Source organism: Streptomyces sp. NPDC058284 (assembly GCF_042881135.1).
Classification (GTDB): Bacteria; Actinomycetota; Actinomycetes; order Streptomycetales; family Streptomycetaceae; genus Streptomyces.
This window is the reverse complement of sequence record NZ_JBHVYE010000012.1, coordinates 41,314-64,363: the sequence shown is the minus strand read 5'-3', so window position 1 is coordinate 64,363 and position 23,050 is coordinate 41,314. Positions and strand designations below refer to the sequence as shown.

The following is a 23,050-nucleotide window of genomic DNA, read 5'->3' as shown; positions in this document are numbered from 1 at the left end:
GAGGCCGAAGGCTCCTGGGCTGCGTGGGGAGGTGACGAACGGCCCCCGGCGCGTGGAAGCGCGCACGGCGCACGCCGGGGGCTCGAACCGAACAGTTACGCGCCCGACACCGGGAACGCCACATCGCACACGTCGTCCTCGGGCCCCGTCACCGCCCAGTCCGCGAAGTACACCTCGCGGCACGGCCCCGTCAGGGTGAGCCCCTGCTCGGCGGCCCAGGCCTCCACGGCGTCGAACGCCGCGATGATCTGCGGGTAGGAGACCTGCGCCTTGGTGATCCTGGTGTAGGCGAGCCGGTGCGCGGGCTCCACGCGGACCGTGACCTCCGCGCCCCGGCCCTGCTTAGCTGCCCACGCCCGCGCGGCCGACACGTCCACGACCGGCACGCACGACTCGGCGGGCCCGTCGCTCTCCTCGGTCACCTCCGCGTGGTAGACGACGAAGTGCGGCGCGGCGATGCCCCCGCACTCCTCGGCCGCCCGCTCCAGGCGTTCGGCGGACGCGGCGATCCAGGACGACAGCTCCTGGGCGCGGACATGCCTGCTCTCACTGATGACGTACCGCTCCGGCACGTCCACGGTCTGAATCTCGAACGTCGCGTACAACTCGGTGTTCCTTCCCGACAGTCGTCCACGGAGGTAGCGCGCGAGCGTCCGCTGCTCCGCGAAGCGCTCCTCGACCCCGGCCCAGTAGCCGTCGAGCGAGCGCGCCGCCCGTTCCCCGTCCAACTCCACGACCTCGGCGATCGCCGCGAGCGGCATGTCGAGGCGGCGCAGGAGCGCGACCGTGCGGGCGCGCTCGATCTGGTGGGGGCGGTAGTAGCGGTAGCCGCTGACCTCGTCGACGTGGGCGGGCGCCAGCAGTCCGAGCCGGTCGTACAGCCGCAGCGCCTTCGGCGAGAGCCGCGCGCGGGCGGCGAACTCGCCGATGGACAGCAGTTCGCCGTCCGACTGCTCCGACTGTTCCGGCTGTTCCGGCTGTTCCGGCTGCTCCGGCGTCCGGTACGGCGCCGGCGTCGGCGCCGGCCGTCGTGGTTCCACGTTCACGGGGTCATCCTCCGTCACCGGGCCGTCCGGCCCGGTGACGCAGACGATGGAGTCTGCCCCAGGGGCAAGGTCAACGCCCCTTCCCGGCTCCGTGCGCCCCGCCCACGTACTCCTGCCAGATCCGCGGCGGCAGCACGTTCCCGCGCCCGGACTTCTTCCCGGCCACGCCCGACATCGGCAGCAGCTGCGGCTCGTCGGGGCGCAGCCTGAAGAGCGTCACCGCCGTCGACATGTCCTTCGTGTAGGCGGCGAACCAGGCCGACTTCAGGCGGTCCTGGTCGCCGGTGCGGCCCGCGGGGACATCCACCCCCACGTCCCGGCCGACCGCGCGCAGAGCGTCGCCGACCTGGCGGGCCACGTCCTGGTCGAGCGCGCGCTGGGCCGGGGGCGGCGCCAGACCGGGCAGGCTCTCGCCGTCTTTCAGGACCTCGGTCACCGAGTACGGGTCGTGCCGGACCCCCGCGCTCGCGAAGGTCCCGTACGCGGTGGCCATCCGGATCGCGCTGGGCGTCGACGTGCCGACGGAGAAGGCGGGCTCCAGGCGGCCCATGCTCTGGCGCAACAGCCCGGCGGCGACGGCCGTGCGGCGGACCTTGTCCCGGCCGACGTCCGTGCCGAGACGTACGTACGTGGCGTTGCCGCCGCCCACCAGGGCCTGGCGGAGCGTGGGGTGATCGGGGTCGGCGGCGCCCCCGGACAGCCGCAGGGTGCCGTCGGCGGCGTACCGGCTGTCGGCCAGGGTGCCCCGCGGAACGCCGGGGGCGTGGTCCGCGAGGCGGGCCTCGACGACCGGCTGCTCGCGCACGGACAGCCCGTTCTGCAACGCGGCGGCCAGCACGAACGGCTTGAAGGCGGAACCGGCGGGGACGCCGGAGGTGTCGGCGTTGTTGGTGAAGTGCTCGGTGGCGTCGGGCCCGCCGTACAGCGCGAGGACCGCCCCGTCGGACGGCCGGAAGGAGGCGGCGCCGACCTGGAGGAACCGGTCGGCCGCGCGCTTCTTCGGATCGGTGTCGCGGGCGAGGACCCGGCGCACGGCGCGTTCCAGGCCGCGCACCTTGCCGCGGTCGAAGGTGGTGTGGATCTCGTAGCCGCCGCGGGCCAGTTCCTCGTCGGTGAGGCCGGTGCTCTGCTTGACGTACCGGTTGGCGACGTCGACGAGATAGCCGGTCTGGCCGCCGAGGCTGGTGGAGCGGGAGCGCTTGCGGGGTTCGGGGAAGGTCCGGTACTTGGCCCGCTCCGACTTCGTCATCAGGCCGACGCCGACCTGCCGGTCCAGGATCCACGCCCAGCGCTCGCGGGCCCGCTCGTGGTTGGCCGCGCTGACCGCCGGGTCGTACAGCTCGGCGCCCTTCAGGAGGGCGGCGAGCAGCGCGCCCTGGCTCGGGTTCAGCTGCTTGGCGGGGATGCCGTAGTAGGCGTGGGCGGCGGCCTCGATGCCGTTGGCGCCGCGCCCGAACCAGCTGGTGTTGAGGTAGCCCTTGAGGATCTCGTCCTTGCTCTTCTTGCGGTCGAGCTTCAGCGCGATGACGAACTCCTTGACCTTCCGCGTGACGGTCTGGTCCTGCGAGAGGTAGGTGTTCTTCACGTACTGCTGGGTGATGGTGGACCCGCCCTGCGTCTCCTGCCCGCGGGCCATGCTGACGGCGGCGCGGGCCAGGCCCTTGGGGGAGACCCCGGAGTCCTCGTAGAAGGTCTCGTTCTCGGCCGCGATCACCGCGTGCACGGCGGACGGGGCGATCTGGTCGAGCTCCACGTTCTGCCGGTTGACCTCGCCGGTGCTGACCATCTGGGTGCCGTCGGACCAGTAGTAGACGTTGGCCTCGCGGCGGGCCGCCTCGTTCTCGTCCGGGATGTCGACGCTGACGTACACGCAGATGAAGAGAACGGCGACGCAGAGCACGAAGAGCCCCGCCGTTCCCACCAGTTGACGCCATGAGGGAAGCCATCGCCGGACGCCGCTCCTGCCGGTCCGCGGATAGTCCACGAGCCGTTTCCGGCCGCGGCGGCGCGACTTCTTCCCGTGAGCATGTGTCCCCATGCCGGGGGAGAGTGCGCCGCACGCGGCCGGGTTGGCCCGGAGGCTGTTTGCGGTACGTAACAGCCCGCTGGGGGAGGACAGGACGCCCCCGGGCCGAACGGGGTCAGCGGCCCCTTCGGGGTCAGTGGCCCCTTCGGGGTCAATGGTCCCTTCGGGGTCAGCGGCCCGTGGTCAGCGGACCTTCGTCAGCGCGCCCTCGTCCTTGAGGACGGCCACACCGCGCGCCCAGAGGCTGTTGACCCGCTGCCGCTCCTGGGCGTTGGGGTAGGGGTTGGTGCAGGACGTGCCGGGGCCGCCGCCCGACATCAGCTCGCTGCAGGGCCCCGAGTAGTGGTCGGGCAGACCGAGCACGTGACCGGTCTCGTGTGCCGTTACACGCGTGGAGTTGTACTGCTGGTTCTGCCGGTAGTCCAGGAAGATGTAGCCGTGGCCGTGCCCGTCGGTGGAGGCGTACGAGCCCCGGGAGTCGTTGCCCTCGCGGTACTCGAAGTCGCCCCGCGTGCCCTCCTGGAGCTTCACATTGCTGACGGAGGAGTTCCAGATCTGCGTGCTCTGCGCTATCTGGCTGCGGAAGCTGGGCGCCCTGCTCGTGCTGTAGGTGACGGTGACGGCCTGGATGCCGGGCTTCGCCGCCTGCTTCTTCAGCGCGGACTTCATGACGGCCTCGAAGAACTGCCGGTTGGCGGCCTCGTTCTGACCGCCACCGGTGTACGCGGACGTGCTGTACGAGGCTGTGCCCGACGCCGCCGCCGGCTGCACGGACTCCGGCGCCGGCGCGGGCGCCGCGAACGCGGTGGGCGCGGCCGCGAGCGAGGCCATGAGCGCGGAGGCGCCGAGCGCCGCGACGAGAGCGGTCCTGGATCTGTTCATGGGGGTGTGTCCTTCCGAGTGGCCTGGGTGGGCCGTGGATGGCCGGAACGACCGGTACGCGGGGGTGTCCGGGGTCCCGGGACAGGGGGCCTGCGGGTGCGGCCCCCGGTCGGGACGAGTATCGGGAAGGCGGGCGCGTTTGAGCCGATGCCATTTCGTGATAGCGCGAAGACATCAACGGGCGCTTCGGCGCGCCGACTTGCGCCTGGGCGGTGCGTCTCGCGTCGCGGGCTCAAGTGGCCGGGAGCGGTGACCGGTCGGTGTCGTGGGAATTGCGTGGGCCCGCACGGTATTGCTGATGGTGTACCCCTCGTACCGCCACCGGCCCGGAACCGCATCGGCCCCGGGCCGCAACGCACCGGAGGTCCGCCATGAGCTCACCCAAGACCGACACCTCGGCCACCCCGCCGCGCTCCTTCGACCCGTACGCGCTGCTCGCGGAGAGCCGACTCGGCGTGCTCGCCACGATCAAGGCGGACGGGCGCCCGCAGCTCTCGCCCGTCATGCCGTTCTACGACCGGGAGGCCGGGCTGCTCCACGTATCCATGACGGAGGGCCGGGCCAAGACGGCGAACCTGCGCCGGGACCCGCGGGCCACGCTGGAGGTCACGAGCCCCGACGGCCGCTCCTGGGCCACCGCCGAGGGCACGGCCACCCTTACGGGTCCGGGCACCGACCCCGAAGGACCCGAGGTCGAGGCGCTGGTGCGCTATTACCGGGCGGCGTCCGGGGAGCATCCCGACTGGGACGAGTACAGGGCGGTGATGGTGGCCGACCGTCGGGTGCTGATGACGATGACGGTCGACCACGTGTACGGCGAGAAGATCGGCTGAAAGTCACTCGCTGGGGTTGGGGTGGGGGTCTGGGGCTAAGCCTGGGGCGCTGGGCTACTCGGGGGCCCGCGGGGTCACGACCATGCGGATGTCGTCATCGGCCCAGAGCACGAACCGTTCCACGGGCCTCACCTCGTGCCCCGCGACGGGCCGGAAGCGGAACCGCTTCAGCAGGACGGCCAGGGCGAGTCCGGCCTCGACCATGGCGAGCTGGGCGCCCTCACAGCTGCGCGGCCCGAACCCGAAGGGAATGTAGGCGAGCCGCGGCCGCTCGGCCACGGCCTCCGGAGTGAACCGCTCCGGCACGAACCTGTCGGGCTCGGGCCAGTGGTCGGGGTTCATGTGGACGGCCCAGAAGGGGTAGAAGACGGTGGCCCCGGCCGGAATCTCGTACTCCCCGACGACGAGTGGCCCGCTCGTCTCGCGCGCCCCGTAGGGCCCCGGCGGAAAGAGCCGCATCGACTCCTTCAGGACCATGTCGAGGTAGGTGAGCCGCCGCAGGTCGGCGTAGTCGGGCGCCGTACGGTCGCCGAGGACCCGGTCCAGTTCCTCGGCGACGCGTTCGGCGACGTCGGGGTGGCGCCCGAGCAGATGCAGGGTCCAGGAGACGGCGACGCCGGTGGTGTGGTGCGCGGCCAGCATGGTCATCATGACGGTGTCGCGGATGCGGACGGGGTCGGTGCCGGCGTCGACGAGAGCGCCGATGAGATCGCTCTTGTCACTCTCGGCGCCCTCGTGGTCCTCGTGGTCCTCGTGGCTCTTGTGACTCTCGTGGCCCTCGTCGCTCTTGTCGCTCTTGTCGCTCTTGTCGTTCCGTCCTTCGCCCCGGTGCGCGGCGAGGACGCGGTCGACGGTGCCGCGCAGGTACCGGAGCGCGTCCTCGACCCGTCGCGTACGGCGTTCCGGGGCGCCGGGATCGGTCTCCGGCACCTGATAGAGCTGCCCCAGGTACTCCGTGAGCACCACCTCGAACGCGTCCACGACCCCGTCGGGATCGACGTCACCGCGACGGTCGCCGCCGAGCGCGTACGCGCAGATCATGCGCAGCGACAGCGAGGTCAGATCCTTCTGCAGCGCGATCCCCGGCCCGCCGCCGCGCCGGTCACCCCGGTCACCCCGGTCACCCCGGTCACCCCGGTCTCCCCGGTCTCCCCGGTCACCCCGGTCTCCCCGGTCACCCCGGTCACCCTCTTCGCCCTCCTCACCCACCTCTCCCCAACGGCCCGCGAGCCCCTCCACCAGCGAGACGAACTCCCCGAAGTGCCGCTCGTGCGAGGGCCGTCCGGCGAACACCTCCAACAGCACGCGCCGCCAGGGCCCGTGCTCCTCGGCTCCGATGACCTGCAGGTTCCCGGCCTCGCACAGGGGCGCCAGAAACTCGAACAACGGCGCGGGCCGCTCGTCGAGCCGCGCGGTGGCCTCCAGCAGTACGGGGTCGGAAATGGACACGGCGTCCCCGACTCCCGGCAACTGGAACCGTACGACGGGCCCGTACTCGGCATGGAGCCGCAGCTGATACAGATGCAGCCCACCGGCTTCCCCGATGGCCCCCACTCCCTCGTCGTCCCGCGGCTCAGGCCCAGGAATCTGCATGCCCACCCCTCCTCACAGACGCCCCCGCCCCACAGACGCCCCCTGCACACGAGACGTCCAGGGCGCACAAGGCACCAACTCCCTCCCGCGTACGAGGGGTTCCTCGCCGCCACTGCGTACCGGCGGCCTGCGTCGGATTCAGGCCAGTAAACTGCGCGCGCTCACAAGCGTCGGCGTCGTGGGAAGGCGAGGAAGAACAGTGGCACACGGGGGACACCAGGGCTGGGGACCGAGGAACACACCACCGCAGGGAGGCGGCGCCCCGAACCCGTACATCCCCCCGCCGCCGAACCCGTACATCCCCCCACCGGCGAACCCGTACATCCCCCCGCCGCCGAACCCGAGCCCCCACGGGTTCCCGCACCAGCCCCACCCTCCCCACCCTCCCCACCGGTACCCGCCCCAACCGGTCAGGCGGCGACGCTCGGGCTGCGCGTTCCTCTTCGTCTCACCGATCATCCCGGTGATCCGTTCCGCCCGCCGCCGCGCCGAGGCGATCTTCAACCAGCCGGGTGCGGGCCACGTCGCGGACCGGCTCGTGTCCCAGGTACAACTGTGGCGGGCGATCGCGGGCGCCATCGCGACCTTCTACCTGATCTACACCTACGGATCGGACGGGGGCTGGAGCGGTGTCGCCAACGACGGCGTCGTGAAGCTGATCCTCGCGCCCCTGCTGCTGATCCTGACGGGCCCGCTCGTCGTCCTCGGCTTCATCCGCTACGCCCCCGCCGAACACCGCCGCGCCCTGCGCTCACGCCTGCGCGCGCCGCTCAAGGCCGTGGGCTGGTACGTCGGCATCCTGGTGGGCGTGGGCCTCGTCCTCGTGGGCAGCACGCTCCTGCTGAAACAGAACTACGGCACGCTGCTGAATGGCCTGGTGGCCCTCGCCCTCCTCATCGGCCTGATCTGGCTGCTCCCGTTCCTGCTCTTCTCCTCGGCCTACGCGGCGCGCTACGCCTTCAACACGTCGAACGTGCACGCCGCACTGCCGGCCGCGCTCACCGTCGTACTCGTCTGGGAACTGACGCTCAGCAGCGTCGCGATAGAGGGCGGCCTGCCGCACGGCCCGCCGCCGGCGCAGTGGTGCGCGGTACTCGGCGGCCCGGTCTCGGTCACGGCGGTGGCCCTGTGGGAACTCCACCGCATGCGCACGCGCCACGGCGTCCGCGTCCGCGCCTGACCGCCCGTCCTGACCGCCCGGCCTGACCGCTCGGCGGGTGAAACGGCGACCCGCTTCCCGACCCGGGCGCGCGCATGCGTGAGCCCCCTACTCTCCCCGACGGGCGAGAGGGGGCTCACGCCGTTGCCACGTCAGCCACCGGTCACCGAAACCTAAATGACCCTGCCGCCGACGCCGCGGTGCTGAAATTCCTCAGCCTTAGTCCATCACCAGGTCACCGAAGCCAGTCACGGCATTCTGGGCCACGTGGGTGTTCACATCGCCGCCGTGGCCGTCGTAGTCGTCGTCGTTCGCCGAGGCGGCTCCCGCGCTGCCCAGGATGGTGAGGGCGGCAATAGCAGCAGCGGCGAAAACAGTTCGGATACGCATGTGGTGCCTCTCTGAGAGGTGAGAAGGGGACACCACGGGCTTCCCCGGTACAGGGTGCCGCGCAATCACATTAATCATCATAATCATCCGAACGGCCGTCACGCCGGTCCCTCGTCCGGCCGGGGCACGAGCCGGGGCACGAGACCGACTGCGGTCAGGGTTCCTCAGAAGCCTGACCGCCGATCCGAGGAACAGGTCGGTACGGGGTCCCCACCTGCGGCCGCTGCCTTTTCCAGAGATGCCGATGCCAACGTTTGACGCACCAGATGGCGCACGAGATCGGGACGAGGGACAAGATCGTGGGGACCGCTGGCGGCAGCCGCCTGGTCGTGCTCGCCGCGAAGCCCGGCCAGCCCGGCCTCGATCTGGCTGATGCGCTGGAAGACCGGTAAGCGTTCGGATGGGGTCTCATCGAGCAGTGACGCGTACGTGTTCTACAACCTGCGCCTTGAGAAGGACTCGAAGGGTGTCTGGCAGGCCGAGCAGATGATGTCGAAGCGTGGGGCTCAGCAGTGCCGTTGACGAAGGCCGCGAAGGCCGCGAAGTGTGGCCTGGTTATCGGCGCGCTGACCGCCACCACCATCATCTCGGGCCCAACGGACGCTTTCGCAGAAGGGCGAGCCCCGGGGAATGGAACAAAGCCGGGCTCCCAGGGAGGCCAGCCGACCGGGGAGAGGGAAGGTCAGACATGCATCCCGATTTCCTCAAGGGAATTCGCTCAGAGCCCCTACATGAGGAGATACGACTTGAAGGGTCCCGGTGGGGCGCCGAGAATCGAGTTCACCCTCCCAGTCGACAAGCTGGGGCGGTTCAATGAACTGACCCTCAAGAGGACTTGGATGCCAATCCCTAGGAATCGGTGACGTAGTGATCAAAAATGAACAGGAGTTCGACGTCGTAGTGACGGGCGTCAGCATGGTCGGCGTGATGGTGGACATCGATGGTGTGAAGGGGTTTATCGACCAGACGAAGCATCCATCATGGTGGTCACTCGGCGTGGAACCCGCCCAAGTCGGAGACGCGCTTCACGTCGTAGTTCTCGATGATTCCAGAACTCCGCCCCGCCTGAGCACCCTCCAGGACGACATCGACATTGCGCGACGAGTCCGAGGCGAGGGAAACTAACCTGCCGCAAATCGAGAGTGGGCAGTCGCTCGCGTTGTTCTGCTGAATCTCATGAAGGCGTCCACCGGCGTCAAGTGCAGATGGGCCCCTACTGATGAGGGCAAGTGAGAGTTGCAACTGAAAGGACAGCCTCAATGCCCCCAAAGACTCGCACGGGACTCATCGAGATGGTGCAGAAGCTCGGATGTGGGCAGAGCTATCGCCGAGCAACGTTTCACTGCGGCGTACCGACAGCACTACGCAGCGGTTGACGCCTACGTGCGCCGACGGATGGATGGGGACCAAGTAGCGGACATCGTCGCCGACGTCTTCCTCGTTGCATGGCGACGGTTTGACGAGATGCCCGAGCACACGACGTTGCCTGGCTGTACGCGGTGGCGAGGCGAACATTGGCCAATGCGTACAGGGCCAGTGACCGGCGTTTCCGCCTAGCCGAGTCCATCGCATCGCAGCCTCATCATGAAGTCGGCGACCATGCCGACACCGTGACGAACAGGGTCTGGTCGGCTGAGCGTCCGGGGCAAGCGTCCGGGGCGTCGACCACGGCGTCGATGAGCGCGAGCGTCTTCTCGTGCACGTCGTCCGGCAGCATCGTCAGCACGGCGTCGGCCCGGCCCGTCAGCTCCACCCTGCACATGGCGCCCCCTCGTGATCCACAGGAGTGTCACGGTAGAGCGCAGTCCACTAAAGCGGGCGTGCCTGTGGACAACTCGGGTCACCGCACCCGCGTGACCGCCACCGTGCCGTGTCGTGCCGGCCTCGGCGAGCGCGACAGCGACGGGGAACTCCACGCTCAGTGCGTCCACGCCTCAAGACCGCCGCCGCGCCACTCGATCAAAGACGAGCGGACGACGTCCATCTCGTCGTAGTCCTGCAGCCCGGCGTCCTGCAGGAACGCGGCGACGTCCCGCACCGTGTAGGCGCGCCCCGAGATCTGCCCGTCGACTCGCACCCGGCGGCCGTCGTCCTCGTCGGACGGGTACACGACGACTGGGTGATCAGATGCCATGGGGTCAGCGTGCCGGTGCTCCGTGGAGGGCGCACGGCGAGCTCTCCCATCCGGCCGGGCGTTGACGGGCTACTCCAGGACGTCGAGCTCGGTGTCGGGCCGGCGGTGCGTGCACGCCCGGATCCCTTCCGCGAGCGCTCGCCGTGCTTCATCCTGTGGTCGGGCGGCGCCACTCACGTTCGCGGGCTCAGCTACTTAGCCAGCGTGCACCTGGTGGCGACGAGCGTCTTATTCTTCCTGCCTTCGTTGTAGTAACCGCCCTTGAATAGGGGGTACCCCTCGACGTTTTCCGTCCCCTTGCAGTTGTATTTGACGCCTGTCCCCTTTTCTACGACTACGAAAGCGTTGTCGATGTCGTGGAGGTAGGACGTTCCCTTCGGGCGGGTGCAGGGGGCGCTGCCGATAATCGAGTCCCCAAATTCCGGACTGTGCTTTTCGTAGACGGTCACCTTCGCACAGGTGTACACGGGTGGTGGTGCAAGGTCCACCGCTGCACTGGCGGGTGCGATGGTCGCGGCAGACAGGAGCGCTGTTCCGGTCGCAGCGATGGCAGCAACCGTGCAGCGCCGACGCCAAGGGCGGTGAGGAGTCGCTTCGGGTGCTGCTGCGAGAGTAGTCGGAGTGCGCATGCTCATACGTGTTTCCTTTCAGCGCCGACAACATCTGTCCTTTTGGGCAGTAACCCACGCTGGAACCGGAGACACAATATGGAGGCGGTATCACCCGTATAGAGGCTGCTGAATCGTTTCTTCGTGTTCTGTTTTAGCCTGTCGCGACATCGGTGTCAGTCGACCGGATCCTTGTCGGCATGCCGTACGGCCCGCTTCGCCGCCATCTCGATCAGGTGCCGCGGCTGCCCGGTCGCCTCGGCGTGTGCAGTCACGGCGGCCTGGAAGCGCTCGGCGGCGTCGCCCCAGCGGCGCCACTGCGCCGCGTACTCCTCGCCGTCGAGGCCCGCGGGGCGCGCACGCTCCTTCTCGGCGGAACGTTCCAGCTTGATCAAGTCGTCGGTGATGTCAGCCACGAACCCGCCACCTCGCTCCAAGTGCCGGGTGGGGCAGCGGATTTCACCGAAGCGTGACGTCGATCTGGGGGTGTGACTTCATTCTCGCCCGCGCCCGGCGGAGGCCCGAGGCCTCCGAGAGATCACTGTGTGCCCTATCAGGGCAACGATGACAACCACCGCCACAAGCCGGATGACGCCCCAAGTCGTCTCGGCGACTGCCCCTTGCAGTGAACCCTCGACCCGCAGGCGCTCCGAAGTATCAACAATGGCAATCAGTGGAACCAGGACACGGAAGGAAAGGCCATGAAGCCCTTCCGTTCGCGCCATGTTTCCAGCCCACCCCAATAGAGGGCCGAGGACGCAAGCAACGATGCCCCAGTACGCCGTCTTCGAAAGGAAGCTTTGCCATGAAGTATGCGTCGCTCCACCGGACGGATCAATTAGATCTGCGGTCAAGAATTCCCCCTGCCCCAACTTCGTGAGGTAGTAGGAAACCACAGCCGCTACCAGCGAAACGGAAGCTAGGGCGACAGATTCAATCTTTGACTTCCGCGCCATTCCGGCGCAAAAGGCCAAAGCCGCCCAAGACCATCCGGCATCAAAAGCCAGATGCGCCGCCTGCCCTATCGAGCCACCGACCTCGGCAAGGAGAGGGGAGACAATTCCGAGCGTCACGCCAGCTGACAGCGCGACCACTGACCCCAGAAAAGGGGAACGTGAGGAGAGCACGATGCCCGAAAGGGTACCTTTCCGTGTTTAAGTGATTGAGGTACCGCCTCCGCCCGAGGCTATGCCGCCCCTCAGTCGCAAGTCCATGGTGATGTCGGCCAAGCCTGGCCAACATGGTGATTGCCAGGCGACGGATGAGGCTGCTGCACTGCAGGGATCGGCCAGCCAAGCCCCCACAGCGCAGCCCGCCAGCAAGAGGAGCATCAAGGTGACCCTTGGCGGGCGCAGATCCCGGCCGTCACCGAAGGACTTCAGACCGTCCGGGATCTCGCGTCATGAAGGCGTTAATCCTTGCCCCAGTAGGCGTGGCACGTATATGCGGCACCGGCCTCAACACTGGCCTTCGCCCACTTTCCCTTAGCCGCGTGATCCTTGTCAGTCCCGTTGGCCAGGATTGCCGTTGCCGTGTGCCCCTTCGAGCCATGGTAGTAGTTCGAGTAGCACCTCTTACCGCCAGTCGTCAAAACTGTGCCGTAGCTCCATGTTCCACCGCCCACCTCCTTGACGGTCATCGGCGTCACTTCGTCAGAGTTCGGGTCGATCTTGATCGTGGCCATTCCCCACTCCTGGGACTGGGGGACCGGATCCGCGCTAGCCGGCGAGGCGAGTACTCCAGTAGCCGCCGCCATGGCGACAGCGATAAGAACTATCGGCCTACCCAGGTGTTTCATCAAGTCGATCTCTCCTTCTGGTTGCGCGACTGGAACCTGCGAGAGAGACCTTCTAATGCCAAACCTTGCAATGTAAATATCCTCCAGCGGCTATGACCGAAAGGGACTCGACCCGTATTGTCGCAAATCTCCGTACTTGCCTACCTGTTTTCAATTCTCCGACACTTCACTTTGTTTATCCAGGAACTCCCCCCTCCTGGCGCTGATCTGGGCAGATGCTAAATGGCGGATACGCCTCCACTCCTGCACTGATCGAAAATGACAAAACCCCATTGCTGGCATCACTCTCGAAATCTTGCGCACGCCTCTCGCCACATGGCCGAGGACGCACCCACCTAACAGCCGGAGCCATGCGCGCCGCGCGATACCCGCCATCGGGCGGGCGGTGAACACCCCAGAGCTATCCGCCCCCTGCGTGGCGAGTAGAGGGCGCCAGGATGGGCAGGGCGCCCGCAGGCTCCGCCGCACGTCCCCCGACGCGGCAGGGCCTCGCACTCGACTACACCCGTAGTTGCATTCCGGGTGTTCGTGCCGCACGCTGAGCCGCAGATCCGGCATGCCCGGAAACAATCAGCTCCCGCCGCCAAGAGAACTTACGCGGCATGATGACCCCCTTCGACTCACCATCCCTGGGGGGACCATGAACCACCGCGCCACCACTGCCGCGCTGCTTCTCACAGCGGCCTTCGCCCTCACTGCCTGCTCGTCCAGCGACGACACGGCCGACGACGCGCCGAAGGCCAAGCCGAGCGGGACAGCTTCTGAGCTGACGCAGGAGCAGAAGGACGACGCCGCACGATCGGCCGGCCTGCCGCCGAAACCCGGCGCTGCCGAGCGGGCCAAGCTCATCCGTGCTTTGCAGGCCGCAGCACCAGACGTCGTGCGCTACGAGGACAAGGCTGTAGATGCCGCGCGCAACCAGTGCATGGCGATCAACGGCAAGGCGAAGCGCCTCAACTGGCTGGCGTCGCAGCGCTTCACGTACAAGGACGTGACGACGACGGAAGAGCAGGGCACGAAGATCAACGACGCGCTTCGGGCAACCGGCTTCTGCAAGGTCTGATCCATACGAACAAGCCCGGCTGCGACGCGGCCGGGCCTTCGCACGCCCGGGGAGGTGCCCGTGACACGCCCCAAGACCAGCAAGGGCGGCCTCGTCACCCCCGAGGAACGCGCCGAGATCATCCGCCTCCACGGCGAGGGCAGGGGCCGCAACGAGATCGCGAGGATGACCCGCCGCTCACAGCGAACCGTGTCGATCATCTGCGGTGAAGAGGGCCTCGTCTTCGACGTCACCATGACCGAGGACGCCACCCGCCACCTCATCGCCCAACTCGCCGACCGCCGCGTGATGCTCGCCGAGGCGCTCCAGGACGACGCCGAACGGCTCTCCGCCCAACTGTGGGAGCACTCCACCGTCTTCCGGATCGGCGGCTCGTCGAACACGTACACCGAGCGCCAGGTCGACGAGCCCCCCGCCGACGCGAAGAAGGACCTCATGGCGTCGGCCGGCATCGCCATCGAGAAGAGCCTGAAGCTCGTCCCCCCGGAGCGCGAGGACACCGAGGGCCTGGCCGCGGTCGACCAGTGGCTGAGGGCAATGATCGGCGGCGAGTAGGGGGCGGCGATGTTCAAGCCCCTGTCTGGGAAGGGCCTTCGCGCGACCACGTTGGCAGCCGCTCGCGGCAACTTGTGGGAGGGCGCGGTCCGTTCGGGCAAGACGATCGGCTTTCGATCATGGTGTGGCTGCGGTATATCCGCACCGGACCGCCGGGCGCGCTCCTCATGGTCGGCAAGACCGAGCGGACGCTGAAGCGCAACATCATCGACGTCATCGAGCAGATGGTCGGCAAGCGCCGCTGCGTGTACCGCGCGGTCCTCACCGCGATCGTCACCAGCGGCGGACCGGTCGGCCCCGGCCTCACCGAGACCGTCGCCACGCCCACCACACCGCGCCGGCCCACGAGCATCTGACCCAGGGAGGGCCCGGTGGCTGATGAGCCGTCGAACGGCGAGCTGTGGCGGCTCATCACCGACGTGCGCGCCGATCTGTCCCTGCGCCTCGACCAGCTGGTGCGCAGGGACGTCTACGACGCACGCGAGACCGCGCGCGACCGGGCGATGGACGCGCTGCAGCGCGACATCGCCGACATCGAGGCCGACCGCGAGAAGGAAGCCGACCGGCGCGCGGCCGACCGAAGGTTGCTCTTCACCGCGCTGGTGGCTCCGTTCATCATGCTCGTCGTCATGATCTACCCGGCGTCGCAGGGGGTGCAGACGTGACCGCGGTATCGCGCCGTCGTCGGCGCACCGATCTGCTGTTCGTCCTCGCCGCGGCGATTGCCCTTGCCGGGGCCTTGTAGGTGGTGGCCACCCTGCAGACCATGGCCGCCGACCTCCACGCCGCCAACAACGCCCGCGACCAACTGGCCCGCCAGGTGCAGGGGATGGGCGGCAAGCCCGTGGCGGGGCCGCCCGGAAGCCGCGGCGACCCTGGTGAATCCCGGCCCGGCCCTCGAGGAGGGCAGGGCGAGCGGGGCGAGCCGGGCCCCACCGGAGCCTCGGGGAAGCCCGGCCAGGACGGCGAGGACGGCGAGGCTGGGAAGGACGGCGAGGCGGGCGCCGACGGGGCGAGCGGCGAGCACGGCGGCGACGGCGAGGCCGGCGCTCCGGGCACGGACGGTGCCGCGGGCCCGCCCGGCCCGCAGGGCGAGCCGGGGCCAGCAGGCGCGCAGGGCGAGCAGGGTCCCGCGGGCGAGCGCGGCCCGGCCGGACCGTCCTGCCCGGACGGCTACAGCCTCCAGGCGCCGGCCGACGACCCCGACGCGCTCGTCTGCCGCCGCGATGGGGCCCCCGATCCTGAGCCGGACGACAAACCGCCGCCGCAGGCCGCGCTGGATCCGGCCCGCCGCCAGTACCCGTGACACAGGCCCCCTTCCGCCTCCGGGCGGTAGGGGGCCCTTTCGCCATGCTCCAGGTCACGTAATGGCGCGTACACCGACCCCTACTAGGGTCGGCGAATGATTCGCACCATCGCATTCGACGTAGGCGAGACCCTCGTCCGTGACGACCGCTACTGGGCATCGTGGGCCGACTGGCTCGGCGTGCCACGCCACACCGTGTCAGCACTCGTCGGTGCCGTCGTCGCGCAGGGCAAGGACAACGCCGAAGCGCTGCGCCTGATCTGGCCGCACATCGATGTCGATGCCGAGTATCGGGCCCGCGAGGCCGCAGGCAGGGGCGAGCATCTCGACGAAAGCGACGTGTACGAGGACGTACGGCCTGCGCTCACGGCCCTCCGTGCGGCAGGCTTCCGCGTCATCGTCGCGGGCAACCAGACCACCAAGGCTGGCGAGTTGCTGCGGAGCCTTAGCCTGCCCGCGGACATCATCGCGACCTCCGGGGAATGGGGCGTAGCAAAGCCGGACCCGGTCTTCTTCGAGCGGCTCGTCGCCGAGGCCGGCGTCCCGGCCGAGGAAATCCTCTACGTCGGCGACCACCCGCAGAACGACACACTGCCCGCGCGGGCCGCTGGACTACATGCAGCGCATCTTCGTCGCGGCCCGTGGGGGCACCTGTGGGCAGATGACCCACGGCTTTCAGAGGGGGCGAACTATCGTCTCGACTCGCTCATGGACCTCGTGGACATCCTCGTCCCCTGAACGGCAACGAATCGGCCCCGCTTGCGTGTGGCAAGCGGGGGCCGTTCGCGCACCAACGCGTGATCACGCGGGTACGGTTCGAAGTGGACGCCTCGAACTGGAGCAAGTATGTCCGTCCTTGACGAAGGACACGTCGGGAAGCGCATCGCCGCCGCGCGGAAGGCGAAACGTCTACGCCAAGCCGACCTAGCTCGCGAGGCGTTCCTGTCGCTGGCGATGGTTAAAGCGATCGAGCGAGGGGCCCGGACACCGAGCGATACCACCCTCGAAGCGATCGCCGCGGCGCTCGGCGTGGACCCGACGCAGCTCCTGTCCTCCTTCACCGGCACGGAACGGCGCGTGCATGCCGCACTGCCCGACGTGTCAGCGAGCATCGCCGCCTACGACGTTCCTCTCGGCCCCCCGAGCCGCAGCCTCGAAGAGCTACAGCGAGCGGTCGACGAAGCGGTGCACTGGCGGCTCGCCGCTCAATACAGCCTGATCGCCCAGCACGCCCCGGCGCTCCTCCGTGACACACTCGCCGCTTTCCACACGGCCCCCGACCAGCGGGTTGCCGCCCGCCTCTTGGTGGCAGCCGCTCGGTCCGCGGACGCGGTGGCCTATAAGTTCGGGGCTCGCGACCTCTCCGCTCGGCTCGTTGAGCTGATGCGGTGGGCGGCCCCACATGCCGAAGACCCGCTTCTGTCCGCGTCCGTCGCGTACGTGCGCACCGAGATCTTCTTCACCGCCCGCGCGCACGAGGCTGGCGCTCTCGCGCTGGAGGCCGCAGTCGACGCAGTGCCCACGTTCTTCAGCGCGAACGCGGTAGCAGCCCGCGGTGCCCTGCACATGCGGGCCGCCGTCATCACAGGCCGAGACGGCAACGCAGACGCCGCCGACACGCACCTCGCTGAGGCCCGGCGCCTGGCGCAGCTCGTCCGCGAAGGTACGTACCTCGGTACCGCCTTCGGCCCTGAGTCCGTACGCGTGCACGAAGTGTCCGTAGCGGTAAGCCTCGGCCACGACCACATCGACCGAGCATTCACCATCGCGCGACAGTGGGCACCTTCCACTGCCCTGCCTGCCGAGCGCCGGTCCGGCTTCTGGATCGAGCTGGCCCGGGCGCAGCTGTGGGGTAACCGCTTCGACGACGCCTTTGAGTCGCTGAAGGTGGCTCGGTTGATCGCACCGCAGCACACGCGTAAACACCCGTGGGCTAAGGAAACGTCCGCGACGCTCCTGCGGTTGAAGCGCGCAGACGAGGAGTCTCTCCACCACTTCGTGGACTGGATTGGCGCCGTCTGACGCAACAGCATTCGGGGATACAGGTTGTATCCCTTACTCCTCCCTCCAGCGCCCATGATCTGTGCATCAACGCGACGACACAGGTCAGGGGCCCGAGGATGAGTCAGATGACGCGCGAGAAGCCGCTCGTTGTGCCTGTGGAAGAGGTGAGTATCGCCCGCCTTCACGGGCTGGCGTGGGACGGCGGCGCCGTCTCCCAGGCCCTTGGGCAGGCCGGGGTAGTCCGCGACGACTCGGGACGGGAGCGGCCGCTGATGAAGCGCGGCAGCTGCGGAGCGGGGGTCAGGCGATGACCACCCCCAGAGGTGTCCCGGCAGCATTCGACTGGCTGGCGCGCGCCCTGGGGGAACCCGCGCAGGCCCGGCGCGAGTGGGCAGAGACCGGGGTGGCAATGCTCCCGTGCGGCCGACGGTTCGACGCGGTCCGTCTGCCCGAGCGTCTCGTGCACGCAGCGGTGCGCAGCACCGACCCCCAGGAGGTCGCGGCGCGGCTCGCGCAGAGCCTCAACGGTCCCGTGATCTACGACGGCCGCACGATGGGCGGCACGTACTACGCCCTGACGAGACCTCGTCGCAAGGGGGCATGGCGGCACCAGGACGTCGCCCCCTGGCTGGGGACTGACACCTACCTCGGCGTGCCGAAGCTCACCCGCACCGAACCGCCCGGCACGCACTGGGTGGTGGCGCCCCGCTACGAGGGGGATCTGTGCGAGCCTCTCGCCGTGGAGGCCCTCAGCCGCATCGGCCGCAGCGCCGCCGAGGGGGCAGAGCAATGCTGACGGAACGGACGCCCGAGGAGCGCCGGGAGCAGGAGACATACGAGCTGCTCCTCGCTCACCTCGACGGATGCGGGCCCTGCCAGACCCTGACGGACTGCGAGGAAGGCGGGAGGATCCGGCGCGCACTCCGTGCCGCCCGGATGGTCGCTCACCACGCCGACGGGGGCACCAGGACGCCGGAGGCAGACGCATGATGACGCCCCTGGGCGCCAGCCCGCCCCGGTGCGGCAGCTGCGGGCACACGGTGCCCGGCGGCTCTGCGGAAAGAGTGGTGCGGCAGTGAGCGGGGCAGAGCCGGGCCCGACGCTCGTCCCGTGCGCGCCGTGCCTGCGGCAGCTCCTCACCGCGGACCCCGCAGATCCGCACCCCTGCACCTCGGTCGCGCTGCTCGGCATCGAACGAGGACCCAGCGTTGACGATCCCGAGATCAAGCGAGACTGCTTCTACTTCCCGGAAGACGGCTGGTGTCCGTGCCCCTGTCAGCAGCAGCGCTTCGAGGAGAGCGATGCGCTGAAGGCCGCGCGAGCCCAAGCACGAGCGGGGGCCCGCGATGAGTGAGGGCACACGCTTCTGCTGGCGCTGCGACGAGCCGATCACCGCGGGGCAGCCCGTTGTGACGGCTGTGAAGCTCTCCATCTCGGCCGGCGGCTCAACCGTCGTCCTACACAAGGACTGCCCGAAGCGGCCCGCGTACGTCCGCCGCACCCCTTAGCCCCCCGGCTGCGGCCTCGTCGGGAGCGCTGCGGATCCGGGAAGGGAGGCCCACCCCACGTCGGTCAAGGGGCGGGCCGCCATCGACACCTTCGCGCCCCGTGTGAATGGAGTGGAGACGTGTGTCTTCTGCACGCACTGCAGTCCCGGGAGGTTCCGGTGTGAGATGACGGCGGCACCTCGGCGTGATGCCCAGACCCCGCAGCGCCGAGGCTGTTGCCGTTCCTTGCCCCTCTACCTGGGCGGATGTCATTTAGCCCTGCGGTCTGGCATATGCCGCAGGGCTAGAGGTACGGTCGGTAATAGAACAAACGTTCACTCGAACGGGCGATGCCCTGAAGCGGAGCGACCTGTTACACATAGGTAGGTAGATCACCCCCCGCCACGAACGTGCCGGCCCGTTCAACAGGTCCCCCCTCACGGCGGTCCGGCACTTGGGGCCGCCCCCGTGCGCTTCGGCGCACGGGGGCGGTCTGCGTGTGCGACCCCCGCGGACTGCGGCCCTACCTGCGGAAACGCGAAGATCGTTTGGGAGGAATTCGGGAGATCAACTCCGGTAGTGAGGGTGTAGCGAGGCTGTCTGGACGCGTAGCCAGAGTGCACACAACGAAGGCCCAGGACCGGAGACTTGCTCCGTGACCTGGGCCTTAGCCGTTCTGACCTGGTGCCCCCGGCAGGATTCGAACCTGCGACACCCGCTTTAGGAGAGCGGTGCTCTATCCCCTGAGCTACGAAGGCGGGGATCCGTCGGATGCGTGTTGCGTGCCTCCGGCAGTTCCGTGGTGGAGCGGGTCTGTCCGTGCCACCGCCGACAGTGTAGCGGGTGGAGATTTGGGGGGCGGGGGCTCCTGGGAGGGGAGGGGGTACTCCCGCGGTTTCCCTCGGTTCCTCTGCGGCGGGGTGGGGCCGCGAGTGTCAGTTCGTGGATCCCGTCGGGGTCGGTTCCGCCGTCATGGCTGCCAGCTGGCGGGGGCGGTGCGTCAGGACCAGGGGGGCCTCGTCCGTGATCGCCACCGTGTGTTCGGAGTGGGCCGTGCGGGAGCCGTCCGCCGAGCGGATCGTCCAGCCGTCCTTGTCGAAGACGATTTTGTTCGTGCCGCGGGCGAACCACGGCTCGATGGCGATCGTCAGGCCGGGGCGGAGCTTCCAACCGCGGCCCGGGCGGCCGTCGTTGGGGATGTGCAGGTCCTCGTGCATCGTGCGGCCGATGCCGTGGCCGCCGAACTCCAGGTTGACCGGGTAGCCGTACTCCTTGGCCACCGCGCCGATCGCCGCCGAGATGTCGCCGAGTCGGTTGCCTGGCAGGGCCACCTTGATCGCGGCGTCCAGCGCGACCTCCGTGGCCTCGATCAGCCGTACGTCCTTCTCGTCGGGGGTGCCGACGATCACGGTGTGGGCCGAGTCCGCCGCCCAGCCGTCGATCATCACGGCCATGTCCATGGTCAGCACATCGCCGTCGCGCAGCTTGTACCGGTGCGGCAGGCCGTGCAGCACCGCGTCGTTCACCGAGAGGCACACCACGTTGCGGAAGGGGCCCTCGCCGAACGAGGGCGCGTAGTCCCAGTAGCAGGAGACCGCGCCGCGCTCCTTGATCCGGCGGCGGGCGTGGTGCTCCAGGTCCATCAGGTCGACGCCCACCGCCGCGAGGTCGCCGAGCTCCTCCAGTACCTCGCCGACGAACCGGCCGGTCACATGCATCCGCTCGATGTCCTTGGGCGACTTGTGCTCGATCACTGTTGTCCTCTTCTTCCCCGGAGCCCCGACAGCCTCAACCTTGACCTTGGTGGTCGGTATATTTATACCAGGGGGGGCGGTAGGGAAGGGAGGGGTGAGGGGTTCGTGGCGGTTGTTGAGGGGATCGGCGCGTGCCTACCATGTCCGCATGGTTCGCCATCCGCTCGCCCCCGAACAGATCGAGGCCGGACGACGCCTCGGGGCCGCACTGCGCGTCGCCCGGGCCGGGCGCAGCCCCGTCGACGTGGCCCTCGCGGCCGAGATCTCGCCGGAGACCCTCCGCAAGATCGAGACCGGGCGGCTGCCCACGCCGGCCTTCGGCACCATCGTGCGTCTCAGTGAGGTGCTCGGCGTTCCGCTCGCCGAGCTCGCCCGGGTGTGGCGGGTGGATCCGGGTGCCGGTGCGGCTGTGACCGCGACTGTGACCGGGGGTGCGGGTGCGGGCTCGGGTCCCGAGGGGATCCGTCCGGGCCTCGGTGTTCGGCCGGCTCTGAGTGAAGCTTCCTGACCCTGACCCTGGCCCTGGCTCTGACCCGAGTCCCGTTCGGCCCGTGGCCCGCCCTGGTCGCTACTCGATGACCAGCTCCACCGGGATGTTGCCGCGCGTCGCCTTCGAGTAGGGGCAGAAGGCGTGCGTCTTCTTCAGGAGGTCCTCGCCCGCGGCGCCCTGCAGGTGCTCCGGAAGCTCGGCCCGCATCACCACGGCCAGGCCGAAGCCGCCGTCCGTGTCCTTGCCGATGCTTACCTCGGCCGTCACCGAGACATCCGTGACGTCGATCTTCTCCTGGCGGGCGATGTTGCCCATCGCGCTCGCGAAGCAGGCCGCGTAACCGGCGGCGAAGAGCTGCTCCGGGTTGGTGCCCCGGCCGTCGCCGCCCAGGGCCACGGGGAAGCCGAGCTGCAGGTCGATCTGGCCGTCCGAGCTGACGGCGCGGCCCTCGCGGCCGTTGGCGGTGGCTACTGCGGTGTACAGGGCTGCTTCCATGGTGGCCATTCCATCCTCTTCGAGTGGTTCGCGAGTGGTTCGCGAGGAGCTCGCGAGCGGTTCGCGTCCCCGGCGGGAGCTCGCGAGTTGTTCGCGTCCCCGGCGGGGTTCGGGTGCGGTCATCAGTAGAGCACCCTATTGAGTTGCGTGCAACTTAGTTGTGCACAACTCAATGGGATGCTGTTGTAGCCTTTGTGTATGGATGACGTACGTGACGAGGACCTTCTCCGGCTCGACGAGCAGATCTGTTTTTCGCTGCACGCCGCCGCGCGGGCCTTCAACGGCGTCTACCGCACCGCGCTCAAGGGGCTCGGGCTCACCTATCCCCAGTACCTCGTGATGCTGGTGCTCTGGGAGCATGGCGAGCTGCCCGTCAAGAAGATCGGGGAGCGGCTGCGGCTCGACTCCGGCACGTTGTCGCCGCTGCTCAAGCGGCTGGAGGCGGCCGGTCATGTGGAGCGGCGGCGGAGCGTGGAGGACGAGCGGTCCGTGACCGTGCGGCCCACCGGGCAGGGGCTCGCGCTGCGCGAGAAGGCGCGGGCCGTGCCCCGGGCCATCGCCGAGTCCAGCGGCATGTCCCTGGCGGAAGTGCGGGATCTGCGCTCCCGGCTCAACGCGCTGACCGAAGCGCTCGACGGTGCCGACGCCGAGCGCGTCTTCGGTGATTGTGTGCGGTGACACGCGCCGCCGCGAAAGCGGCTGGGTGGGGCGCCGCGAAAGCGGCTGAGGCGGCGCCTACGCCTCCTGTGCGAACACCGCCTACGCCTCCCCTGCGAACACCGCCTCCGTCGTCGTCACCATCGCGCACTTGCCCGCCGCCCAGCGCAGCGCCATCGCGTGGTCGTCCGCGGAGAAGTCCGCCACCGCGTCGGCCACCAGGAACGCCTGGATGTCCCGCATCCACGCGTCGCAGGCCGTCATCAGTACGCCGATGTGGGCGTAGATCCCGGTGATGATCAGCTGGTCGCGGCCCTGTTCGCGCATCCGCTCCAGGAGGTCCGTGCGGACGAAACCGCTGTACTTCCACTTGGTGAGGACCGTCTCCGCGGGCGCTGGGCCGATCTCCTTCGCGATCGCCGCCGCGTGCGCGTCGTCGGGCAGCCCCGGGCCCCAGAAGTCCTGTTGGAGCCCGCGCTCGGCGGGGCTCTGGTCGCCGGGCTGCGCGGTGTGCAGGACCGGGACGCCGAGGCGGGTCGCCGTTTGCTTCAACTCCCTCACGTGCGAGAGGAGTTCTGGTACCGGTGGCGCCGTTCGGTCGTACGCCGAGAGGAAGTAGTTCTGCAGGTCGTGCACGAGGAGTACGGCGCGGGACGGGTCTGCCTTCCAATCCACGCGGTTCGCCGGCAGCTCGTCGGGTGACGGCATGGGGTAGGGGGTGATGGCGGGGAGAGCCATGGTGGCGGGCGTTCCGTTCGGGTGAGGGGGAT

At 69.0% G+C, this 23,050-nt stretch carries 28 protein-coding genes and 1 tRNA gene; 14 read left to right on the top strand and 15 right to left on the bottom strand.

The genetic code is table 11. The features are described from left to right. Positions 1-95: 95 nt before the first annotated feature. The 3 genes from ACFVYR_RS18560 to snpA form a co-directional block, all read right to left on the bottom strand. On the bottom strand, positions 96-938 hold the full coding sequence (locus ACFVYR_RS18560) for a MerR family transcriptional regulator (RefSeq protein WP_384253740.1): 843 nt from the start codon (positions 936-938) through the stop codon (positions 96-98). 178 nt (positions 939-1,116) lie between these two features. Next, positions 1,117-2,967 (bottom strand): transglycosylase domain-containing protein, encoded by a 1,851-nt coding sequence (locus ACFVYR_RS18555; RefSeq protein ID WP_389612075.1) that lies wholly within the window; start codon positions 2,965-2,967, stop codon positions 1,117-1,119. Between the two features lie 288 nt (positions 2,968-3,255). Then, positions 3,256-3,954, bottom strand: a complete 699-nt coding sequence (gene snpA / locus ACFVYR_RS18550; protein ID WP_384253538.1) for a snapalysin — start codon at positions 3,952-3,954, stop codon at positions 3,256-3,258. A 371-nt stretch (positions 3,955-4,325) separates the two neighbouring features. On the opposite strand from snpA, the gene ACFVYR_RS18545 reads away from it, so the two are divergent. Then, positions 4,326-4,787: a PPOX class F420-dependent oxidoreductase gene (locus ACFVYR_RS18545; protein WP_384253536.1), complete on the top strand. Its 462-nt coding sequence runs from the start codon at positions 4,326-4,328 to the stop codon at positions 4,785-4,787. Positions 4,788-4,841: 54 nt separating this feature from the next. Here ACFVYR_RS18545 and ACFVYR_RS18540 read toward each other — a convergent pair whose 3' ends face one another. After that, positions 4,842-6,380 (bottom strand): cytochrome P450, encoded by a 1,539-nt coding sequence (locus ACFVYR_RS18540; RefSeq protein WP_384253534.1) that lies wholly within the window; start codon positions 6,378-6,380, stop codon positions 4,842-4,844. 463 nt (positions 6,381-6,843) lie between these two features. Between ACFVYR_RS18540 and ACFVYR_RS18535 the strand changes: the two genes are divergently transcribed. Next, positions 6,844-7,560, top strand: coding sequence for a hypothetical protein (locus tag ACFVYR_RS18535; protein WP_384253531.1), 717 nt, complete (start codon positions 6,844-6,846; stop codon positions 7,558-7,560). A 198-nt stretch (positions 7,561-7,758) separates the two neighbouring features. Here ACFVYR_RS18535 and ACFVYR_RS18530 read toward each other — a convergent pair whose 3' ends face one another. Then, a complete protein-coding gene (locus ACFVYR_RS18530) occupies positions 7,759-7,929 on the bottom strand; it encodes a hypothetical protein (RefSeq protein ID WP_384253528.1) in 171 nt (56 codons plus the stop codon). A 266-nt stretch (positions 7,930-8,195) separates the two neighbouring features. Between ACFVYR_RS18530 and ACFVYR_RS18525 the strand changes: the two genes are divergently transcribed. Next, complete coding sequence (locus tag ACFVYR_RS18525; protein ID WP_384253526.1) at positions 8,196-8,321, top strand: hypothetical protein; 126 nt, start codon at positions 8,196-8,198, stop codon at positions 8,319-8,321. A gap of 1,190 nt (positions 8,322-9,511) precedes the next feature. On the opposite strand, the gene ACFVYR_RS18520 is transcribed toward ACFVYR_RS18525, so the two are convergent. The 6 genes from ACFVYR_RS18520 to ACFVYR_RS18495 form a co-directional block, all read right to left on the bottom strand. Continuing rightward, positions 9,512-9,691, bottom strand: a complete 180-nt coding sequence (locus ACFVYR_RS18520) for a hypothetical protein (protein ID WP_384253523.1) — start codon at positions 9,689-9,691, stop codon at positions 9,512-9,514. A gap of 156 nt (positions 9,692-9,847) precedes the next feature. Then, on the bottom strand, positions 9,848-10,063 hold the full coding sequence (locus ACFVYR_RS18515) for a hypothetical protein (protein ID WP_384253521.1): 216 nt from the start codon (positions 10,061-10,063) through the stop codon (positions 9,848-9,850). Positions 10,064-10,132: 69 nt separating this feature from the next. Next, positions 10,133-10,240: a DUF6233 domain-containing protein gene (locus tag ACFVYR_RS18510; RefSeq protein ID WP_384253519.1), complete on the bottom strand. Its 108-nt coding sequence runs from the start codon at positions 10,238-10,240 to the stop codon at positions 10,133-10,135. A 14-nt stretch (positions 10,241-10,254) separates the two neighbouring features. Next, positions 10,255-10,512, bottom strand: coding sequence for a hypothetical protein (locus tag ACFVYR_RS18505; protein WP_384253517.1), 258 nt, complete (start codon positions 10,510-10,512; stop codon positions 10,255-10,257). Between the two features lie 335 nt (positions 10,513-10,847). Further along, on the bottom strand, positions 10,848-11,087 hold the full coding sequence (locus ACFVYR_RS18500; protein ID WP_384253515.1) for a hypothetical protein: 240 nt from the start codon (positions 11,085-11,087) through the stop codon (positions 10,848-10,850). 995 nt (positions 11,088-12,082) lie between these two features. After that, a complete protein-coding gene (locus ACFVYR_RS18495; protein WP_384253738.1) occupies positions 12,083-12,427 on the bottom strand; it encodes a lactococcin 972 family bacteriocin in 345 nt (114 codons plus the stop codon). Positions 12,428-13,109: 682 nt separating this feature from the next. Here ACFVYR_RS18495 and ACFVYR_RS18490 point away from each other — a divergent pair. From ACFVYR_RS18490 to ACFVYR_RS18450, 9 genes are all read left to right on the top strand, one after another. Continuing rightward, positions 13,110-13,532 (top strand): hypothetical protein, encoded by a 423-nt coding sequence (locus tag ACFVYR_RS18490; protein WP_384253513.1) that lies wholly within the window; start codon positions 13,110-13,112, stop codon positions 13,530-13,532. A 60-nt stretch (positions 13,533-13,592) separates the two neighbouring features. Beyond that, a complete protein-coding gene (locus ACFVYR_RS18485; protein ID WP_384253510.1) occupies positions 13,593-14,087 on the top strand; it encodes a helix-turn-helix domain-containing protein in 495 nt (164 codons plus the stop codon). 119 nt (positions 14,088-14,206) lie between these two features. Continuing rightward, complete coding sequence (locus tag ACFVYR_RS18480) at positions 14,207-14,443, top strand: hypothetical protein (protein WP_384253508.1); 237 nt, start codon at positions 14,207-14,209, stop codon at positions 14,441-14,443. A 15-nt stretch (positions 14,444-14,458) separates the two neighbouring features. Then, positions 14,459-14,752 carry a hypothetical protein gene (locus tag ACFVYR_RS18475; RefSeq protein WP_384253506.1) on the top strand — a complete coding sequence of 98 codons (294 nt, stop codon included), beginning with the start codon at positions 14,459-14,461 and terminating at the stop codon, positions 14,750-14,752. A gap of 101 nt (positions 14,753-14,853) precedes the next feature. Next, positions 14,854-15,393 carry a collagen-like protein gene (locus tag ACFVYR_RS18470; protein ID WP_384253503.1) on the top strand — a complete coding sequence of 180 codons (540 nt, stop codon included), beginning with the start codon at positions 14,854-14,856 and terminating at the stop codon, positions 15,391-15,393. Between the two features lie 96 nt (positions 15,394-15,489). Further along, the gene (locus tag ACFVYR_RS18465) at positions 15,490-16,131 is read left to right on the top strand and encodes an HAD family hydrolase (protein ID WP_384253501.1); all 642 of its coding nucleotides are present in this window, start codon (positions 15,490-15,492) and stop codon (positions 16,129-16,131) included. A 108-nt stretch (positions 16,132-16,239) separates the two neighbouring features. Continuing rightward, entirely contained in the window at positions 16,240-17,415 is a 1,176-nt protein-coding gene (locus tag ACFVYR_RS18460) for a helix-turn-helix domain-containing protein (protein ID WP_384253499.1), read from the top strand. Positions 17,416-17,704: 289 nt separating this feature from the next. Further along, the gene (locus ACFVYR_RS18455; RefSeq protein ID WP_384253497.1) at positions 17,705-18,193 is read left to right on the top strand and encodes a hypothetical protein; all 489 of its coding nucleotides are present in this window, start codon (positions 17,705-17,707) and stop codon (positions 18,191-18,193) included. A 550-nt stretch (positions 18,194-18,743) separates the two neighbouring features. Further along, positions 18,744-18,905, top strand: a complete 162-nt coding sequence (locus tag ACFVYR_RS18450; protein WP_384253494.1) for a hypothetical protein — start codon at positions 18,744-18,746, stop codon at positions 18,903-18,905. 661 nt (positions 18,906-19,566) lie between these two features. On the opposite strand, the gene ACFVYR_RS18445 is transcribed toward ACFVYR_RS18450, so the two are convergent. Further along, a tRNA-Arg gene (locus tag ACFVYR_RS18445) sits at positions 19,567-19,642 on the bottom strand. 177 nt (positions 19,643-19,819) lie between these two features. After that, a complete protein-coding gene (map, locus tag ACFVYR_RS18440; RefSeq protein WP_384253492.1) occupies positions 19,820-20,638 on the bottom strand; it encodes a type I methionyl aminopeptidase in 819 nt (272 codons plus the stop codon). A gap of 148 nt (positions 20,639-20,786) precedes the next feature. On the opposite strand from map, the gene ACFVYR_RS18435 reads away from it, so the two are divergent. Further along, the gene (locus ACFVYR_RS18435) at positions 20,787-21,146 is read left to right on the top strand and encodes a helix-turn-helix transcriptional regulator (RefSeq protein ID WP_384253491.1); all 360 of its coding nucleotides are present in this window, start codon (positions 20,787-20,789) and stop codon (positions 21,144-21,146) included. A gap of 60 nt (positions 21,147-21,206) precedes the next feature. Here the strand turns inward: ACFVYR_RS18435 and ACFVYR_RS18430 are convergent, their stop codons facing one another. After that, positions 21,207-21,623, bottom strand: coding sequence for an organic hydroperoxide resistance protein (locus ACFVYR_RS18430; RefSeq protein WP_384253489.1), 417 nt, complete (start codon positions 21,621-21,623; stop codon positions 21,207-21,209). 198 nt (positions 21,624-21,821) lie between these two features. Between ACFVYR_RS18430 and ACFVYR_RS18425 the strand changes: the two genes are divergently transcribed. Beyond that, positions 21,822-22,301 carry a MarR family winged helix-turn-helix transcriptional regulator gene (locus ACFVYR_RS18425; protein ID WP_384253487.1) on the top strand — a complete coding sequence of 160 codons (480 nt, stop codon included), beginning with the start codon at positions 21,822-21,824 and terminating at the stop codon, positions 22,299-22,301. A gap of 81 nt (positions 22,302-22,382) precedes the next feature. Here ACFVYR_RS18425 and ACFVYR_RS18420 read toward each other — a convergent pair whose 3' ends face one another. Continuing rightward, positions 22,383-23,018 (bottom strand): isochorismatase family protein, encoded by a 636-nt coding sequence (locus ACFVYR_RS18420; RefSeq protein WP_384253485.1) that lies wholly within the window; start codon positions 23,016-23,018, stop codon positions 22,383-22,385. Positions 23,019-23,050: the final 32 nt, after the last annotated feature.